Source organism: Bordetella genomosp. 8, from assembly GCF_002119685.1.
In the GTDB taxonomy this organism is placed as follows: Bacteria; Pseudomonadota; Gammaproteobacteria; order Burkholderiales; family Burkholderiaceae_B; genus Bordetella_C.
The window spans coordinates 1,044,613-1,063,448 of the sequence record NZ_CP021108.1; the positions used below are offsets into that span (position 1 = coordinate 1,044,613).

14 protein-coding genes are annotated in these 18,836 nt (G+C 68.5%); 5 read left to right on the plus strand and 9 right to left on the minus strand.

What is annotated here, in order from left to right:
* Positions 1-8: 8 nt before the first annotated feature.
* Positions 9-980, minus strand: coding sequence for a GGDEF domain-containing protein (locus CAL12_RS04755; protein WP_086063441.1), 972 nt, complete (start codon positions 978-980; stop codon positions 9-11).
* 214 nt (positions 981-1,194) lie between these two features.
* On the opposite strand from CAL12_RS04755, the gene CAL12_RS04760 reads away from it, so the two are divergent.
* Complete coding sequence (locus tag CAL12_RS04760) at positions 1,195-1,794, plus strand: YbhB/YbcL family Raf kinase inhibitor-like protein (protein WP_086063442.1); 600 nt, start codon at positions 1,195-1,197, stop codon at positions 1,792-1,794.
* On the opposite strand, the gene CAL12_RS04765 is transcribed toward CAL12_RS04760, so the two are convergent.
* Genes CAL12_RS04765 through CAL12_RS04775 form a run of 3 tightly spaced genes read right to left on the minus strand, consistent with a single transcriptional unit; the run spans position 1,751 to position 4,473 of the window.
* Positions 1,751-2,377 carry an alpha-ketoglutarate-dependent dioxygenase AlkB gene (locus tag CAL12_RS04765; RefSeq protein ID WP_086063443.1) on the minus strand — a complete coding sequence of 209 codons (627 nt, stop codon included), beginning with the start codon at positions 2,375-2,377 and terminating at the stop codon, positions 1,751-1,753. The genes CAL12_RS04760 and CAL12_RS04765 overlap by 44 nt on opposite strands.
* A gap of 11 nt (positions 2,378-2,388) precedes the next feature.
* The gene (locus CAL12_RS04770; protein ID WP_086067677.1) at positions 2,389-3,720 is read right to left on the minus strand and encodes a sensor histidine kinase; all 1,332 of its coding nucleotides are present in this window, start codon (positions 3,718-3,720) and stop codon (positions 2,389-2,391) included.
* A gap of 12 nt (positions 3,721-3,732) precedes the next feature.
* Positions 3,733-4,473 (minus strand): response regulator, encoded by a 741-nt coding sequence (locus tag CAL12_RS04775; RefSeq protein ID WP_086063444.1) that lies wholly within the window; start codon positions 4,471-4,473, stop codon positions 3,733-3,735.
* Between the two features lie 193 nt (positions 4,474-4,666).
* Here CAL12_RS04775 and CAL12_RS04780 point away from each other — a divergent pair, with 193 nt between their 5' ends.
* A complete protein-coding gene (locus tag CAL12_RS04780) occupies positions 4,667-5,368 on the plus strand; it encodes a cytochrome c biogenesis CcdA family protein (protein ID WP_086063445.1) in 702 nt (233 codons plus the stop codon).
* A 97-nt stretch (positions 5,369-5,465) separates the two neighbouring features.
* Positions 5,466-5,999, plus strand: a complete 534-nt coding sequence (locus CAL12_RS04785; RefSeq protein ID WP_086063446.1) for a thioredoxin family protein — start codon at positions 5,466-5,468, stop codon at positions 5,997-5,999.
* On the opposite strand, the gene bioD is transcribed toward CAL12_RS04785, so the two are convergent.
* Genes bioD through bioB form a run of 4 tightly spaced genes read right to left on the minus strand, consistent with a single transcriptional unit; the run spans position 5,914 to position 10,407 of the window.
* Positions 5,914-6,693, minus strand: coding sequence for a dethiobiotin synthase (bioD, locus tag CAL12_RS04790; protein WP_086067678.1), 780 nt, complete (start codon positions 6,691-6,693; stop codon positions 5,914-5,916). The genes CAL12_RS04785 and bioD overlap by 86 nt on opposite strands.
* The gene (locus CAL12_RS04795) at positions 6,690-8,003 is read right to left on the minus strand and encodes an aminotransferase class I/II-fold pyridoxal phosphate-dependent enzyme (RefSeq protein ID WP_086067679.1); all 1,314 of its coding nucleotides are present in this window, start codon (positions 8,001-8,003) and stop codon (positions 6,690-6,692) included. Before CAL12_RS04795 ends, bioD begins: the two co-directional genes overlap by 4 nt.
* A 56-nt stretch (positions 8,004-8,059) precedes the next feature.
* The gene (bioA, locus tag CAL12_RS04800) at positions 8,060-9,418 is read right to left on the minus strand and encodes an adenosylmethionine--8-amino-7-oxononanoate transaminase (protein ID WP_086063447.1); all 1,359 of its coding nucleotides are present in this window, start codon (positions 9,416-9,418) and stop codon (positions 8,060-8,062) included.
* A complete protein-coding gene (gene bioB, locus CAL12_RS04805) occupies positions 9,406-10,407 on the minus strand; it encodes a biotin synthase BioB (RefSeq protein WP_086063448.1) in 1,002 nt (333 codons plus the stop codon). The genes bioA and bioB overlap by 13 nt, the downstream gene beginning before the upstream one ends.
* A 274-nt stretch (positions 10,408-10,681) precedes the next feature.
* Between bioB and CAL12_RS04810 the strand changes: the two genes are divergently transcribed.
* Complete coding sequence (locus CAL12_RS04810; RefSeq protein ID WP_086063449.1) at positions 10,682-10,984, plus strand: YciI family protein; 303 nt, start codon at positions 10,682-10,684, stop codon at positions 10,982-10,984.
* Between the two features lie 62 nt (positions 10,985-11,046).
* Here CAL12_RS04810 and CAL12_RS04815 read toward each other — a convergent pair whose 3' ends face one another.
* Entirely contained in the window at positions 11,047-17,361 is a 6,315-nt protein-coding gene (locus CAL12_RS04815; RefSeq protein WP_157792888.1) for an autotransporter outer membrane beta-barrel domain-containing protein, read from the minus strand.
* Between the two features lie 375 nt (positions 17,362-17,736).
* On the opposite strand from CAL12_RS04815, the gene CAL12_RS04820 reads away from it, so the two are divergent.
* Positions 17,737-18,735 carry a Bug family tripartite tricarboxylate transporter substrate binding protein gene (locus tag CAL12_RS04820; RefSeq protein ID WP_157792889.1) on the plus strand — a complete coding sequence of 333 codons (999 nt, stop codon included), beginning with the start codon at positions 17,737-17,739 and terminating at the stop codon, positions 18,733-18,735.
* Positions 18,736-18,836 lie beyond the last annotated feature (101 nt).

The window sequence follows — 18,836 nt, forward strand, 5'->3', positions numbered from 1 at the left end:
GCCGGCCGTCAGCGCATCCTGGCGCGGCGCGCGCGCTTGTTCTGGTACATCGCGCCATCTGCGGCCTGCAGCAGGGCTTCCAGCCGATAGCCGGTATGCTCGTTCACCGTGGCGCAGCCTATGCTGGGCAGCAGTTCGTAGACGCGGGTGGAAGCGTCGCTCGCCTGCTCGAAAGACTGGCGCAGCCGTTCGCTGACCACGGTCGCCTGCTGCGCGTCGACGTTGCTGAGCAGCGCCACGAATTCGTCTCCGCCCAGGCGGCCCAATACGTCGGAATCGCGCAGCGTGCCGCGCAGGATTTCCGCGAACGCCGCCAGCGCCTGGTCGCCTTCGGCATGCCCGTGCGTGTCGTTGATAGCCTTGAAGTGGTCCACGTCCAGCAGCATCAGCGTCACCGGCAAGCGCAGCCGCTCGCACAGCGACAACACGTGCTGGCTCAGGATCTCGAAGCCCCGGCGGTTGCTCAGGCCGGTCAGATGGTCCACCGTGGCGGTGTGCAGCGACGCCAATTCCTGTTCGACCATCTTGGCCAGGTCCTGCAGCAGCGCGCGGTCTTCGTCGCTCAGTTGGCGCGGCTCGGTATCGACCAGGCACAACGTGCCCACCCGCATGCCGTTGTCCACGCTGAGCGGGCAGCCCGCGTAGAAACGGATGTGCGGGTTGCCGGTGACCAGGGGATTGTCGAAGAACCGGCCATCGTTGCGGGCATCCGGGATTTCAAGCACGGCGTCGTCCAGTATCGCGTGGGCGCAGAACGAGACATCGCGCGGCGTTTCGGCGACGTCCAGGCCCTGGTGCGATTTGAACCATTGGCGATTGACGTCGACCAGGCTGACCAGGGCGATGGGCACGCCGAACATGCGCTTGGCCAGGCGGGTCAGGCGGTCGAAGCGCTCTTCAGGCAGCGTGTCGAGGATTTGCAGCGAGCGCAGCCGCGCAATGCGGGCGGACTCGTTCAAGGGTACGGCGGCAGTTTGCATAGGCGCGGAAGGGAAGCGGTGGCACTCCGCGACGCCTCGGCCATGACGAGGTCGGCGCCCGGGACCGGTTTTTTTCAAAACAGGATCGACGGTACCATCGTGCGGATGAGGTGTAAACCTTGTAGCTCCGCCACATGTATCAGGTGCTTGCGCAAGTGCCGGCGGCCGAGTCCAATGCACAGCAGGACGTAGGCCACCTTACAAGGAGTTGCAGATGTACCGATCCATGGGTTTGCGTAGCGTTGGCGTTGTCACCGGCGCGCTGTGCCTGAGCTGGGCGCTATCCGCCCAGGCCGCACAGCCCTTCGAGCTGGTCGCGAAGGGATTGCACGACAACGCCACGCTGAGCCGCGCCAACGCGGCCAGCGCCAAGGACGCCACCGGCGCGATGTGCGGCGGCGAAAACGTATCGCCGGAACTATCCTTCAATCACGCGCCGCCGGGCACCAAGAGCTATGCGGTCACGGTCTACGATCCCGACGGCGCGACGGGACTGGGTATCGTCCACTGGGTGGTGTACGGCATCCCCGCGTCGACGAAAACGCTGGCGCGCGGCGTCGGCGCGAAAGGCCCGGAGGGATCGACGCCGGGCACCAACCGCACGAACGGGCCGGGCTATTACGGTCCTTGTCCGCCGATGGGGGACAAGCCGCATCATTACATCTTCCAGGCCTATGCCCTGGACCTGGAGCCCGGCGCCTTGAAGCAGGGCTTGAAGCGCGATGAGCTGATCGAGGAAATGCGCGGGCATGTGCTCGGGTATTCCAGCGTCATGCTCCGCTACGGCCGCCCGGCGAAGTCCGGGATGAAGTGACATCGCGTTCGCGGGCCAGGCCGCGCGCCGACAGGCGCCGGAAGGTTACCGACCAGCGTCGCGCCGTCATGGGCGCGATGCTGTGCTCCCATTCGTGCCGGAACTCTCCCGCCAGGTGATACGCCGAACGGGGTGCCATCGCCAGGCCCAGGCGCTGGAACTTGCCATTCGCCAGCCGCCGCCGGAAACGCATGGTCGCCGGGGCACCCAGCGATATGCCGACCACATCCTCGAACTCCGGGCGGTCGCGGTGCCAGCCTATGCCGGCGCCGGGTTCGTACAGCGTGACCAGGGCCTGTACGAACAGCGGAGCATCGAGGCCGGCGAATGCGGCCGCGCGCTCGCGCAGCGGGAGCAGGAAGCCGGGTATGGCTGCGGCCGGTTCGAACGTGCCCGCGCCGAAGTCGTACTTCCAGCCGTAGGTCCGGGTCAGACGCCTGCCTTCCCATTGCTGGAAGCGGAAGGGCTGCAGTTCCACCGCTTGCAACGCGGCCAGCAGTCGACGTTCTTCCACCGCGCTGATGATGTCCTGCATCACGACGGGTACGGCGGAAGCCGGGGCGCCGAACAGATCGGCCTGCATGTCGCGCCCCCTTACTCCAGGCCCGCCAGCCGCAGCTCGGCGCGCAGGCCGCCGCCATCGCGGTTGGCCAGGGATAGCGTGCCGCCCGTGACGGCGGCCAGCTGGCTGGCGATGGCCAGGCCCAGGCCGGTGCCGCCGGTGTCCCGGTTGCGGGAGCCTTCGAGCCGGTAGAACGGCTGCAGCACGTCCTGCAGCTTGTCTTCCGGTATGCCTGGGCCGCGGTCCAGGACCGATACCGTCAACCCGCCGTCGTCGCGCGCCGCGACCTGGACTTCAGCCGTACCGTCGCCGTACTTGAGCGCGTTGTCGATCAGGTTGCCCAGCAGCCGACGCAGCGCGTGCGGCCGCGTCAGCAGCGGCGACGCGTGGGGCGCGCCCGACAGGCTGACGTCCTTGCCCGTATCCTGGTAATCGCACACCAGGCTGTCCAGGAAGGCGCACAGGTCCAGGCGCGCGGGCTTTTCCATGCCGCCGTGGGCGGTGCGGGCATAGGCCAGGCCTTCGCGCACCAGGCGCTCGACTTCGTCCAGGTCCTGGGTGAGCTTGGCCTTGTCGGCGGAATCGTCCATCAGTTCGGAGCGCAGCTTCATGCGCGTAATCGGCGTCTGCAGGTCGTGCGAGATCGCACCCAGTATGCGCATGCGTTCCGCCAGGTGAGCCGCGATGCGGTCCTGCATCGCGTTGAAGGCGGTGGCGGCGTGCGCGACTTCCAGCGGCCCCTGCTCGTCCAGCCGCGGTCCCGTCTTGTTGGGGTCCAGGGTATCGGCGGCATGGGCCAGGCGCGTCAGCGGTCGCACCGCCAGCCGCACCGCATACCAGGTGCAGCCCACCAGCAGCAGCAACTGCAATGCCAGTACCAGCGGCAGCCACATCGCCATCGGCATCATGGACATATTGATGTCCAGGGTGACGGGGCTGCCGTCGAGCAGCCGCGTGATGGCCTGGATATGCTTGGGCTGGCCGGGCATTTCGCGTACCTTGACTTCACGGCCCGGCAAGGCGTGTTCGATGGTGGTCGCGGCGGACCGCGCGGCCAGCGTCGTCAAGGGCTGGTCGGCCACGCCCTCGCTCAACAGATAGGTGCGAGTCGAGGTATTCAGGCGCGGCAGCCACGCGGGGCGTTCCTGCGGCGGCAGCCGGTCCAGGATGTCGACGGCGAGCGCGACCTCGCTTTCCAGGTTGCCCAGCATCATGGACTTGCCGGCTTCGTAGCGCTCGTAGAACAGCAACGCCAGCGACAGGACCTGGGCAACGGCCAGGCCTATCAGGAAGATCACGAACAGTCGCACGACCAGCGTACGCGGCCATAACGCAATGCGTCGTGCGGAGAGGGCGGCGGGCATCTTCATTCTGCTTCAGTCGTCGCCCTCGGTCACTTCGACGGCCGATGCGAAGACATAGCCTTCGCTGCGCACCGTCTTGATGAACGTCGGTTCGCGGGCATCTTCGCGCAGGCGCTGGCGCAGCCGGCTGATCAGCAGGTCGATCGAACGTCCAAAGACGTCCGCGTCGCGACCCTGGGTCAGGTTCAGCAACTGGTCGCGCGTCAGCACGCGCTGCGGATGATCCAGGAAGACGCGCAGCATGCGGTACTCGGCGCCGCTGAGCGATACCACCGTACCGTCCGCATCCAGCAGGTGGCGCGCGGTGGTGTCCAGCCGCCACTCGCCGAAGCGGATCTGCCGTCCGGATTCGGTCACCTGGAAATTGGGCGGCAGCATGCGGGTGCGCCGCAGGACGGCCTTGATCCGCGCCAGCAGCTCGCGGGCGACGAAGGGTTTCACCAGGTAGTCGTCGGCGCCCATCTCCAGGCCGAGGACGCGGTCCATATCGTCGCTGCGCGCCGTCAGCAGCATGATGGGGATGCGCTTGTGCTTGCCGCCTCGCAGCTCGCGGCACAGGACCAGGCCATCGTCGCCCGGCATCATGATGTCCAGCACGATCAGGTCGACCGTGGCGCTTTCCAGCAGGGTGCGCATCTGCCTGCCGTCGGCGGCGAAGCTGACGTTCAAGCCGTTCTTCTTCAGGAAGTTGCCGGCCAGTTCGCGGATTTCGCGATCGTCGTCGACGATCAGGATGTGATCGACATGTTCCATACGTGTTGCCTTTCTGGGGTCTGCCCGAGCCGGCAGGGTGCATGAACGCTTTATACCGTCGCCCGGCGCGGGGTTTGTGTCGTACTGTATACGCCCCGGCACGGGATACAAAACCCCGGAAAAATCCCGTTCGCGGGTACAGGCCAGATACCTGGAGACGGTGGAATGTGGGCTCTTGGAACGGAGACCCGCCATGGACTTGATCGATCCTCCCCTCGCGCTGCTGGCCGGCGTGCTGACCATCGCCTCGCCCTGCGTGCTGCCGCTGCTGCCGGTGGTGTTGGGCAGTTCGGTGGAACGCGCCGGGCGGCTGCGGCCGCTGTTCATCGTGGCGGGCTTCGTGCTGGCGTTCGCCGCGCTCGGTATCCTGCTGGGGCTGCTGTCGCACTCGTCCGGCCATGTGCAGGAAGCCGTGCGATCGACCTCGATCGTGCTGCTGGCATTGTTCGGCCTGGCCCGGCTATGGCCGAGGCCCTATGACTGGCTGATGGCCCGGCTGGGCGGCCCGGTGCAGCGCGTCGCGGCGCTGGGGGCGAGCGCCGGCAATGGCAATGCCGGCGGTTTCCTGCTGGGCATGTCGCTGGGCGCGGTATGGACGCCCTGCGCGGGGCCGGTGCTGGCTTCCATCCTGGTGCTGGCCGCGCGCGCCCAGGACGTCGGGCAATCCAGCCTGCTCCTGCTGCTGTACGCCGTGGGCGCCGGCATTCCCATGCGGGCCATCGCCTACGGCGGCAAGCTCGTCGTGGGCCGCGTGCGCCGCGTGGCGCGTCACGCGGCGGGGCTGCAGCGGGCCTTTGGCGTCCTGCTCATCCTGACGGCGGCCGCCATCTATTTCCAGTACGACGTGCTGGCGTATGCGTGGATCGCCGGGCTGTTCGGCGGCGCCACGCCCTGACCCCTCCGATCCCCCGAATCGCGGCCGTGCGGGCAGGCAGCGCGTGCTCGCCACAAGGCCATTCGAATCATTCTTCCCACGACCCAAGGAGACCATCATGCTTGCACTCAAGAAACTCGCCCTGGCGGCCCTGTTCGCCGTATCCGCCCTGCCGCTCGGCGGGCTGGCGCGGGCCGCGCAGCCGCCGGCGCAGGCCCCGGCCTTCACCGGCATAGAAAAGTGGCTGAACAGCGAGCCGCTGGACCTGGCCGCGCTGCGGGGCAAGGTGGTGCTGGTGGACTTCTGGACCTACACCTGCATCAACTGCATCCGCACGCTGCCCTACGTGAAGAGCTGGCACGAGAAATACAAGGACCAGGGCCTGGTGGTGGTGGGCGTGCATACGCCCGAGTTCGCCTTCGAACGATCCACCCGGAACGTGCAGGACGCCATCAAGCGTTTCGGCATCACGTACCCCGTGGCGCAGGACAACAAGTACGCGACCTGGGAGGCCTATCGCAATGTCTATTGGCCGGCGTTCTACCTGGTCGACAAGCAGGGCAGGATCATCTACACGCACTTCGGCGAAGGCCAGTACAAGGAGACGGAGGCGATGATCCAGCAGGCCCTGGCGCAGCCGGCCGGGGGATGAGCGACCCGATGTCCAGGCAGGCCGCCGCGGCCTGGCCGGTGGGCGCCGGCAGCCATGGCATGGCGCCGAGCAGGGGGGCGCCATGGCTGCGCGCCAGGCGTACACGCAGCGTGTCCAGGTTTTCCTGGCGCAGCGGCATGGCGGGGTCGATGCCGTTGGCGATCCAGCCCGCCATGCGCAGGCCGCACGCCGCGATGGCTTCGGCGGTCAGCAAGGCGTGGCTCAGGCAGCCCAATCGCATGCCCACCACCAGGATGACCGGCAAAGCCAGCGCGACAGCCAGGTCGCCGGTATCGAGGTCGCCGTTCAGCGGTACGCGGAAGCCACCCACGCCCTCGACGATGGTGATCTGCGCGCTGGCTGAAACCTCGCGATGGCAGCGCACGATGTGGCCGATGTCCAGCGTGACGCCTTCCTGCCGGGCGACCAGGTGCGGCGCCGCCGCGGCGCGCAGCAGGAAGGGCGTGGACAGCGTGCGCGGCACGGCGACCGTGGCGGCATCGGCCAGCAGTTCGGCGTCCTCGTTGCGCCAGGTTCCGCCGGCGTCCCGATGCGCGCCGGCGGCGATGGGTTTCATCGCCGCGGTGGACAGCCCGCGGGCCGCGAAGGCGTGCAGCAGGGCGCAGCTGGCCAGGGTCTTGCCGATCTCGGTGTCGGTGCCCGCCACGAAGTAGGAGGCGCGATGATGCGTCATGGCGCGCACGTCCGGTCCGCCGCCTGGTCCGCGCCCCGGCCCGCCATGTTGTCCGCCATCCGGTCCGCCGCCCGGGCCGCCGCCAGCAAGGCCGCTCCCAGGCGTTCGATATCGCCCGCTTCGTGCGCCGCCGAGAGCGACAGCCGCAGACGCGCGGTGCCGGCCGGCACCGTCGGCGGCCTGATCGCCGGCACCCAGAATCCTTGTTCCATCAGCGCGTCGGCCAGCCCCAGGGCAGCTTCGTTGGCGCCGACCACGATGGGCAAAATGGGCGCTGGCGCTGGCGCAGGCGTGGCCGAGGCCGGGCCCGTCCAGGCCGGGCCCATCCAGGCCGGGCCCATCCAGGCCGGGCCCGCCCACGCGGTCCGCGCGATGAACGCTTGCATCGTATCGATGTGCCCCCGCAGCGCGCGGCGTCTGGCCGTGCCCTCCGCCCCGCGCATCAACGCGATGCTGGCGCTCGCGGCATGGGCCAGCGCGGGCGCGGCGGCGGTGGTGAAGATATAGGTCCGCGCACGCTGTACCAGCCATTCGATGACCGTGTCTTCCGCCACGACGAATGCACCCGACACGCCCGCGGCCTTGCCCAGCGTGCCCATATAGACCAGCAGCGGCGATCGCAGGCTCGCCGCCGCGACCGTACCGGCGCCATCGTCGCCGTGCACGCCGAAGCCATGGGCGTCGTCGACCACCAGCCAGGCCTGGTGCCTTTCGGCCAGTGCGACGAGTTCGCCCAGCGGCGCCACATCGCCGTCCATGCTGAACACGGCATCGGTCACGATCAGCTTCAGGCCGGCGCCGCGGTCCTCATCGAGCATCGCGGCCAGCGCCGTGGCGTCCGCATGGGGATAGATGCGCACGTTGGCGCGCGACAGCCGCGCGCCGTCGATCAGCGAGGCATGGTTCAAGGCATCGGAATAGATCGTCGCGCCGCGTCCCGCCAGCGCGCCGAGGATCGCCAGGTTCGCCATATAACCCGTGGAGAACGACAGGGCGCGCGGGTGCCGGGCAAAGCCTCCGGCGTATTCGGCAAGCACGTCCTCCAGCACGACATGCGCGCGGGAGTGCCCGCCGAGCAGGTGCGAGCCGCCGCTGCCGGCGCCATAGCGGCGAGCGCCGGCGGCAATCGCGTCGATCAGCGCGGGGTGGTTGGCCAGGCCCAGGTAGTCGTTGCTGGCGAAGGCGACCAGGTCCTTGCCGTCGATACGGATGCGCGGGGCGCATGGCGTATCGGCGACGCGCCGGCGCCGCGTCAGCGCCCGCGACCGCAGGTCTTCCAAACCGCGCGCCAGCATGTGCGCCGGCGTCATCAGGGCAGAGGTATCGGAAAGATGATTCATGCATGACCTCGAATAAGGTTATCCATTCAGGCCTGGCGCGGATCCAGGCTCCGCTCCAGTGCCTGCAGGGTGGCGGATGCCAAGCAGGCGATCTCCTGCGGGTCCAGCACATAGGGCGGCATCAGGTAGACCGTGCGGCCGATGGGGCGCAACAAGGCGCCCGCCGCCAGCGCATGGCGGGCATAGCGGCGCGCGAAGCCCCCGTCCGCATGCGCACCGCCCCGCACATCGAACGCCAGGATGGCGCCGCAACGGCGCAGGTGCGCGACATGGCGGTGCGACGCAAGATCGCCCAGCGCAGCCGCCAGGGCGTCGAAGCGCGCCCTGTTGCCGGCCAGTACGTCGTGCCGGTCGAACAGGTCCAGCGTGGCCAAGGCGGCGCGGCAGGCCAGCGGGTTGCCGGTGTAGGAGTGCGAATGCAGGAAGCCGCGCGCGATATCGTCGTCGTAGAAGGCGTCATGGACGCGATCGCTGCACAGCACGACCGACAGCGGCAGGTATCCGCCGGTAATGCCCTTGGACAAGCACAGCAGATCCGGCCGGATACCTGCCTGCTCGTGCGCGAAGAAGCTGCCCGTGCGGCCGAAGCCGACGGCGATCTCGTCGGCGATCAGGTGCACATCGTGCCGATCGCACAGCGCGCGCAGGCCGCGCAGGTAGGCCGGGTCGTGCATCGCCATGCCTGCCGCGCATTGCACCAGCGGCTCGACGATGATCGCCGCGATCGACGCGCCGCGCGTCTCGAACAGGGCGGCGACGTCCGCCAGGGCGCGGGCCGCCACATCGGCGGCGGTTTCGCCGGGCGCGGCCTGCCTGGCATCCGGCGATGCGACCTTGTGCGCCCGCCGCAGCAGGGGCCCATAGGCGTCGCGAAACAGCGCGACGTCGGTGACGCCCAGGGCGCCCAGGGTTTCGCCGTGATAACCGTGCTCCACGCAGGCGAACTCGCGCTTGTCCGGCTGGCCGCCATTGCGCCAGAAATGGAAGCTCATCTTCAGTGCGATCTCGACCGCCGACGCGCCGTCGGAAGCGAAGAATGCGTGACCCAGCGCGCCGTCCGTGCGCGCGGAAAGTCGTTCCGCCAGGGCCACCGCGGGTTCGTGCGTGCATCCCGCCAGCATGGCGTGCTCCAGCGTCGCCAACTGGTCGACCAGCGCTGCATTGATCGCCGGGTGCGCATGGCCGAACAAGTTCACCCACCACGAGCTGATGCCATCCAGGTAACGGCGTCCGTCGGCGTCATATAGCCAGGCGCCCGCGCCTCGCGCGATCGGCAATGGCGGACTGCTTTCATGGTGCTTCATCTGCGTGCAGGGATGCCATACCGCCCGCAGGCTGCGGGCGACCAGCGCATCGCCCCGCACAGGGTTCGTTACGCCTTGCATGACACGTCCCCGCCGCGCATGCCCAGCCGGGCCAGCAACTGGCGGTCGGCCGCGACGCGCGGATTGCCGGTGGTCAGCAACGCGTCGCCGTAGAACATGGAGTTGGCGCCGGCCAGGAAGCAGAGCGCCTGGGTCGCATCGTCCATCTGCTCGCGGCCGGCGGACAGCCGCACCACCGCACGCGGCATGGCGATGCGCGCCACGGCGATCGTCCGCACGAATTCGAAGGGATCCAACGGCGCCGATCCGTGCAAGGGCGTGCCGGCGACGCGCATCAGGCCGTTGACAGGCACCGACTCGGGATAGGGATCAAGGTTGGCCAGTTGGGCGATCAGGCCGGCCCGCACCGTGCGGTCCTCGCCCATGCCGACGATGCCGCCGCAGCACACCTTGACGCCGGCCTCGCGCACGTGCCACAAGGTGTCGAGCCGGTCCTGGTAGGTGCGCGTGGTGACGACGTTGCCGTAGAACTCGGGCGAGGTGTCCAGGTTGTGGTTGTAGTAGTCCAGGCCGGCGTCGGCGAGCTCGCGCGCATGCGACGCGTCCAGCATGCCCAGGGTCACGCAGGTTTCCAGTCCCAGCGCCTTGACGCCAGCGACCATGCGCGCGACCGCGGCGACCTGGCGCGGCTTGGGCGATCGCCACGCCGCGCCCATGCAGAAACGGCGCGCCCCCGCCGCCTGCGCGGCGCGCGCGGCCGCCAGCACATGGTCCAGGTCCATCAGGGGCTGCGCCTTGAGCCCGGTGTCGTGATGCGCGGATTGCGAGCAATAGCCGCAATCCTCCGGGCAGCCCCCGGTCTTGATCGACAACAGGCTGGAAAGCTGGATTTCGGTCGGATCGAAATGGGCGCGATGGACTTCCTGCGCGCGGTGCAGCAGGTCGGGAAAGGGCAGGTCGAGGAGGTTGGCGATGTTCGCGCTGGACCAGCGGCCTTCCGATCGCCGTCGTGGACGGTCAGGCAGGGCAACGGTCTGGATATGGGGCATGCGGGACTCCGGGCGGCTGGAAAAAACGGCCGCATCGTAGGCAGGGGAGGGGCCCTGCACAATCCCGTCGTTTGCCTCTTATTGGCGGCGCGTTGAATGCAACTCCCGGGAGTTGCCCTACGTTGGCGCTGCATCGCGCATAACGTGCCGGCAATGCCGGCTGGCGCGGCTGCCCGACTTTATAGTTTCAAGATGTTTCTGATGGCATGCGGAGGGCACTCCGCCGGCACCCGGCGGGTCTACAGTGCTGTCGATCCACACAAGGAGTATCCCCGTGCTGTTTGCCATCCACATGCTCGACAAACCCGGCGTCACCGACATCCGGACGCGTATCCGGCCCGAGCATCGGGCCTACCTGGCGACCAAGGCCGACCAGATGGCCTTCGCCGGCCCGCTGCTGGCGGATGACGGCGAAACCATGATCGGCAGCCTGCTGGTCATCGATTTTCCGTCCCGCGACGCGGCGGAACAGTGGCTGCGCGACGAGCCCTTCACCCGCCACGGCGTGTATGGCTCGACGTCCGTCCACGCCTTCGTCAATCTATGGCCGCAGAAGGTGGGCTTCCCGGCCGGTTGAAGCGCGCCGGCCAGGATGACCCACGGCGTCTGCCCCGTTCTGAGTCCGGCGCCATGCCGGACTCAGAACGGGATCATCACCTTCAGCGACCCGCTATGGCTCTTCGTGTGCTGCGCGAATTCGCCATCGTATTGCAGGCGGAAATCCACACCCTTGGCGGTCGCGACCTGTAGTCCCGCGCCGACCCGGCCGATGACGTCGTCGATGGGCAGCGAGGTCGTGAACGATCCGGTGCCTGACGGCGCGCCTTGCAGGCGCGCATTGGCGTCCCAGCTGTTCTGCGTCAGGAAGGTCACGCCCATATAGGCGAAGGGCCGCATCACCGCGCCGTTCGGCAGTTCCGAGCGCCCGCCGATCTCGATCATCGGCGAGAAACCCATGATGAACTGGTGGCTGCTGTCGACGGACAGGCCCAGCGCGTTGCCGCCGGATTCCGAATACGAAGACATCCGCGTGTAGTTCGCGTCGAAGTCCAGGTACGGCTTCACGTACACGCGGTCGAAGCTGAAGGTCCGCGCCGCGCGCAGCTTCAGCCCGAAGCTGTACATATCGGGATCGCTCTTCAGCGTGTCCTGGTAACCGGGAACGGTGATGTCCCGGTTCATCCGGTACGAGCCATAGCCGCCTCCGACCGCGCCGGAGAAGGTCCAGTCCCCGCTCTGGCGCTTCAGCAGTAGCCCCGCATAGCCGCTGTCGCCGTTGCCGTTCACGCGGCTGCCATCGCCCTTGAGGTCATTGTTCTGATAGGCCACGGACCCGCCCAGGAACCAGCCGGGGCTGACTTCGCGTTGCCCGCCGAACTGATACGTCACGCTGTCGTAGTCGAAATCGGAGTTGCCGCGGCTGCCGTCCTGCGTGGTGGAGCGGCCCGACACCAGGCCCCAGAAGCAGTTCTGTTCCCCGGTCATCGCGTCGACGCCCGTGAACGTGGGGCAGGACATCATATTGCCCGTGAACTGACCCATTGCCGCCATCGATTGCGCGGCCGGCGCCACGGTCGCGCCGGGCGACAGGCTGTCGACGTTGCGGCGATACGCGTCGCCACCCACGCGCGACGCCAGGTCCATCTGCGCGAACAGCGGGGCCAGCGCGGCGTTGCCGCCCGCGTCCCAGATGCGCTGCAACTGCCCCGCGATCCTGCTCTGGTTGCCCGACAGGGCCATGGACGGTGCATTGAAGTTCGCCGAGTCGGCACGCACCTGGTAGGTCTGGCCGTTCTGCCGCACGCCGTAATCGACGACCGGGCTGTCCAGGGCTTGCAGCGACCCCTGCGTTTGTCCTTGCACCGTCAGCACGGTCAGGTCGCGATTGGGCAGCAGCGCGCTGGGCACCACGTCCAGGGAGCCCGCCAAGGCCGCGTTGCCCTGTACGACCAGGCTGTCCGAGTTCATCCCGCTGAAGTCGGCATCCGCGCGGATCACGCCGGTGGGACGCTGGATGAAGCTGCCGGTGATGCGCAACTGGTTGAATTGCCCCGGCGCGCCCAGCACCAGCAGCCCGTCGTTGTTCACATCGGCCTGGTAGACCGCGGCGTTGGCCAGTGTCCCGCCTTGCAGGTTGTCGATCGTGCAGGCGCCGGTCCCGTCGGTGTTCTCGCACATGGCGCTGCCGGTGATGACCCCGCTGTTGTTCACGGTCAGCACCGAACCGTAGCCGGTGTTGGCCTCGCCGTCGTAGCGTATCGCCACGCCGGACAGCGCGCTCAGGCTGGCCCCGGCAGCCACGTTCAGCGTATTGTGCTTGCCGTTGGCGATCCACACGGCCGACGCATTGGACCCTGAACCGCCTTGCACCGTGCCGTTGACGTTGACCGTGACGGGATTGTCGTCGTTGGAGCCCAGGCTCTGCGCGAATATCCCGGTCGAGCCCTCGCCGGTCGCCGTGATCGTGCCGTACTGGTAGACGTTGACCTGGTTGCTGATCACGCTGGACTGGGCGTTGTTGGTGCCGGCAAAGCCATTGGTGGCGCTGCCGCCCAGCCCGCCGCCGCCGCCGATGGATTGCGCCACGATGCCGAAGGCATTGCGGCCGGATGTCGCCAGGGTGCCGTTGACGGTGAGCGACACCGTCCCGCCGCTGCCGGAAGCGCTGGGCGCCCGTGTCGCCACGCCCCAGGCCGTCGGATCGAGCTGTATGCCCATGGCGGTGTCGCCGACGATGCCGCCGCCGCCGCCGATCGATTGGGCCACGATGGCGTGCGCGCCATCGCCACGCGTGGTGACGCTGCCGCCCGTGATGTTCAGGAAGACCGCGCCGCCGTTGCCTGTCTGGCCGCCCAGGGTAATACCGCTGATGCTGCCCGCCGCGCCGGTGCCGGCGATGCCGCCGCCACCGCCGATGGATTGGGCGACGACGCCGATGGCGCGCGCGCCATAGGTGTTCATACCCAGGCCCGTGGAAACGGTGATGGACCCGCCGTTGCCGCTGGCGCCGTTCTGCCCGCCCAGTTGCAGATTGAGCTGGCGTCCGCTGCTGGTGGCCGCCGTGTCGGAATCGCCGGCCATGCCGATACCGCCGCCGGCGCCGATCGTTTGCAGCACCAGGCCATAGGCGCTGTCGCCGTGCGTGGAGATATTGGCCCAGCTCGCCTGGTTCACGGTGATGTTGCCGCCGTTGCCGCCACCGCCGCCGTTGCGGCCCACCGTGATCGTGCCATTGGCCATGGGGGAGCCCGAGGCCCCCAGGCCACCGCCGCCGCCGATGGATTGCAGCACCACGCCATGCGCGCCGAAGCCGTTGGTATTGAAAAGGTTGCCGTTATGGCTGTCGACGAAATCGTCATTGAAATACGCGACGATGTCGCCGCCGGCGCCGCCTGCGCCGCCTTTGCCGCCTACCGACAAGGTCAGGTGCGAGGACGAACTGCTGGACGAGGTCGTCGATGCGCCACCCTGTCCACCGCCACCGCCTATGGATTGGAGCAAGGCCGCGTCGGCATAGTCGCCGAAGGTGTTGATCTGCGAGCCCAGGCTGACCGCCGTGGTGCTGGTGCCGATGGCGCCGCCATTGCCGCCGTTGCCCCCGGTGCCGCCGACGCCGATGTTCAGCTCATAGCTCGTGCCGTCATCGTTCAACGTCCCGACCGCCTTGCGCAGCACGCCGGTGGACGGATCCGCGGCGTTGCCGCCGGCCACGCCGCCCAGGCCGCCCGAGCCGCCTATGCTTTGCGCGACCAGGCCGTCGGCGTCCGCGCCATAGGTGGTGATGTTGCCGTTGGAGACCAGGGTGATGCTCCCGCCCGCGCCGCCTGAGCTGCCGCCCCGGCCGACGTTCACGGTACCGCGCACGTCGGTGCTGCCATCCTCGCTTTCCGCAGCCAGCGACAGGCCGATCTGCCCGCCCTGGGCCGCGCCGCCGCCGCCGCCGATGGATTGCAGCAGCACGCCGCGCGCGCCGTCGCCGGCGGTGATGACGGTATCGGTATAGGTGCTGGCGTAGTTGACCGCGCCGCCCGTGCCCCCGCCGCCCCCCGTGCCGCCGAGGCTGAGCGTCGCCTGTACGTTGGCGTCGGTGTTTCTGTTGTTGCCCGTCGCCGAGCCTATGCCGCCCGCGCCGCCGCCGCCGCCGATGCTTTGCACCACGATGCCGTTGGCCGAGTCTCCCCAGGTCTGGATGCGGTTGTTGCCCAGCAGTGACACGTTGGCGTTGCTGGCGCAGGTGGAGGTCGACGTGCCGCCGCAGGCCGCCGATCCGCCGTTGCCGCCGAACGCGGCGCTGACCTCGGCGCCGACCGAGCTGTCCGTGCCGATCACCGTGGACGTCGCCGTGGCGTTGCCGCCCACGCCGCCGCCGCCGCCGATGGACTGCACCAGCAGGCCGTTCGAGCTTGCGCCATAGGTGGTCACGGTAGACCCGGTCAGGTTGGCGTTGGCATCGCCCCCGCTGCCGCCCGTGCCGCCGCTGCCCCCGGCCGCGAAGGTCACGGACGCGCCGACGGACACCGAATCGTCTGGCACGGCCACCGCGTAGGCTTGCGCCACCGCCGCGCCGCCGATACCGCCGCCGCCGCCGATGGATTGCACGACGATGCCATGCGCGTCGGTTGCGCTGGTGCCGGACGTGCCGGTGGTGATGCTCCCATTGCTCAGGTTGGCGCTGGCGGTGCTGGCGGCGCCGCCGTTGCCGCCGCTGCCGCCCACGGCCACCGCCATGGAGAATCCCAGGCTGGCGTTGAAAGACGACGCCGCGCCGCCCGTGCCGCCGCCGCCGCCGATGGATTGCGCGACCATCCCGTAGGAGGTATCGCCTGTCGTGCTGACGGCGCCGCCGTTCAGGTTGATGGTGGCGCTGCCGCCACCCCCGCCGCCGTTGCCGGCCTGGCCGCCGATGGTCGCGATGCCGCTGGATCCGCCGCCGTCGCCGCCGCCGCCGCCGATGGACTGCGCGAGTATGCCGATCGCGGCGGACCCCTTGGTCGCCAGCGTCGTGGATTGCGTGACGCTGACCGTGCCGCCGTTGACCGCGTTGCCGCCGGAACCGCCCAGCGCCACGATGCCGCTGCTCTGGCCCGCCGCGCCGCCGCCGCCGCCCAGGGACTGGGCCACGATGCCATGCGACGAAGCGCCGCTTGTCGTGATGGCGGTCAGGCTGCTGATGGTGACGTTGCCCGGGGTGCCGCCATCGCCCGCGTTCGCGCCCGCATCGCCGAGGAATTCGAAGTTGGACGTCGTGCCGCCGCCGAAGCCGCCCATGGACTGCGCCAGCATGCCGATGGAGTTCGCCCCATAGGTCCCGATGGTGCCGCCGCTGCCCGACTGGCTGCCGGTCGTGATCGTCACGTCCTTGCCCGCGCCGCCGGTACCGGCGTTTTCGGGAGTGAAGTCGATCAGGCCGCTGCTGGTTTCGACTCCACCGCCGGCGCCGCCGGCGCTGCGGGCGGCAATGCCATGGGACTGCGTGCCATTGGTCGTGATGCTCGCATTCCCATCCATGAAGATGTTGACGAGCCCGCCATACCCGCCCGCGCCGCCGTTGCCATCTTCCCGTCCCGGGCCGGCGGCGCCGCCCTGGCTTATCGCTATGACGCCCGGCAGGTAGTTGCCATAGGTGGCTATGTTGGTCCCGCTATTCAGGTTGATCGTCGACGTATAGGGGTTGGAGCCGCCCGTGCCGCCGCGCTGGTTGGTGGTGTTCGTGACCGTCTGGGCGCTCGCGCCGCCGTTGCCGCCCAGCCCTATCATGACGATGCCGCCCGACAGGCCGGACAGCCCGGTTGGCGCGGGCAGTGCGTTGTTCATCGATATGTTGATCGGGGCGGAGTTGGTGATGGTCATGCCGGCCGCATTGGCGCCCGCGCCGCCATTGTCGCTGCCGTCTTCGGAATTGATCCCGTTGCCGCCCTGGTTGAGCATGTACAGGCCGCGCACGCCGTTGGCGAAGCTGGAGCCGCCATTGAGCTGGACCGTGATGCTGCCGCTGTTGACGATGCTGCTGGGGGCCGAGGTGTTCGCGAAGCCCGCATCGCCGCCATAGCCGTTGTAGTTGCCGCCATTGCCGCCGATGGATTCGACGCCGATGCCCCAGGCATAGCGCGAGGCGCTGCCGGAGTTGACGGAGATCGACGCGCTGTTGTTGACGGAGATCGTATTCGTGACGCCGCCGTTGCCGCCATTCTGGTCGCCGCTGCCCGCCTTGTCCTCGGCGCCGCCGTTTCCGCCTATGCCGGCCGCATAGATGCCCACGCCGCCATACGGCAGGCTGTTCACCTGGATCGCGCCGCTATTGGTGATCGAGATGGCCGATCCCTGGCCGCCGGAGCCGCCGTTGCCGCCCCCGATGACCGTGACGTTGGCGTCGGCGCCGTTGCCGCCGACCGACGCGGCATAGATGCCGAACTGCGCGCCCGCGTCGTCCCAGATACCGGGCGCGCCGCCCTCGCTGCTGGAGGTCGGCGTCGTGTAGACGTTGATGGCGCCGCTGTTGGTGATGGAGATCGTGCCGCCGTTGCCGCCGTTGGTGGCATTGTTGGACGTGTCGCTGGAGCCCTTGCCGCCCTGCAGCTTCACGTAGAGGCCGGCCTGCGGGACGCTGGGCTGCAGCACCGCGCCGTTGTTGACCACGGTGTAGTTGCCGCCGTAGTCGCCGATGTTGGTGCCGGTGCCGGCGTTGGCGGTGAAATTGATGTTGATCTGCGCGCCCGAGCCGCCCTGGCTGGCATCGATGGTGCAGGTGGTGGCCGGGCCCGTCGACGAACTGGGGGCGGGGCAGGACAGCGCGGCCTGCGCCGAAGGCGCGGCCAGGGTGCCCAGGGCGCCCCACAGCGCAGCCGACAACACCGTCAGTGCCGCCGACCGGGGCGCATGCGCCGTGCAGGCCGGCGTGGCGGGACGCGAGCCCCGGTGCTTCGTCGTGGCGGGCAGGGCGGTGCGTCGTCTCATCGGCAATCCTGTAGGCGGCGGTTCGGTCTCGTGGATGCCGCTGCGCTTACGCAAGCATGACGAGACGCCATTGTTCGTAAGCGAATTGTTCCGGTCCGGCAGGGGCGGCAGGCGGTTTTTCGACGAATACCCGGTTTTCTTCGACGAAATTTCCTGGGGATTATCAAAAAAGCCACATCCCATCCGCAGGCTGCCGCCCGTCCCCAGGGCAAACATGCACGCTTCCGGGAAACACCGGATCCCAACCGGCCCCTCGCTGGTGCATGCTGGGGCCGGATGTGTAAAAGCAAAAGCCGACGCGAACTTGGCGCGCATATTGCTTTCAACAGGCGACGGCGTCCGTTGACGCCCCACATTGAGCCTGTAGGAGTCGGAATGCTGGATCTGTTGCCTCGCCGCTTTCTTCGCCGCGCCGCGTCATGGATGGCGTTGCTGGCCCTGTCGGCCAGCCTGGGGGCGCCGTTCGCGCGCGCCGAGGACTATCCGTCGCGCGCGATCCACATCATCGTGCCTTACTCCGCGGGCGGTTCGTCCGACGCACCGATGCGCGTCATCGCGCAGCAGATGGCCCAGCAGATGGGACAGGCCATCGTCATCGAAAACAAGCCGGGGCAAGGGGCGATGATAGGCGCCGAATACGTCGCCCGTTCGGTGCCCGATGGCTATACGCTGCTGCTGGCCTCCAATCCCCAGGCCATCAGCGCGACCTTGTACAGCCACCTGAATTTCGACCCGGTGGCCGACTTCGCCGCGATCTCGCTGTTCGGCCGCGAGCCTGGCGTGCTGGTGGTCAATCCGAAGATGCCGGTGCGCAGCGTCCAGGAATTCATCGACTACGTGAAGGCGCGGCCCGGCAAGATCGATTACGCGTCGTCGGGCAATGGCAGCGCGCAGCACCTGTTCACCGCCATGTTCCTGTCCGCCGCGGGTCTGCAGATGATGCATATCCCCTATCGCGGCAGCGCGCAGGCCGTGACCGACGTGGTGGCCGGCCAGGTCATGGTCGCCATGCCGGGACTGGCGGCGATGATGCCTCACATCCGCGAAAAGCGCCTGATTCCGCTGGCGGTCACCGGCGACAAGCGGTCGCCGCTGCTGCCCGACGTGCCGACCCTGGCCGAGTCCGGCTTCCCCGGGTTTTCCGCCTATGTCTGGTCGGGGCTGGTCGCCCCCAAGGGCACGCCGCCCGCCATCATCGAGCGCCTGAACCGCGAGCTGAAGAAAGCCATGGAATCGGACACCGTCAAGGCCTACATGAACAATGCGTCCGTCGAAATCATCACCAACACGCCTGCGGAGTTCCAGGCCTTCTTTCAGGAAGAGAAGGAGCGCGACGCCAAGGTGATCAAGGAAGCCGGACTGAAGGTAGATTGACCCACCCCCGAAGCGCTGGCGCGCTTCCCCCTCAAGGGGGCGCGGCCGGCGGACCGGCGGAGCCGGATCCGCCGCCGCCCGGGTTGAGGTGGCAGCAGTTT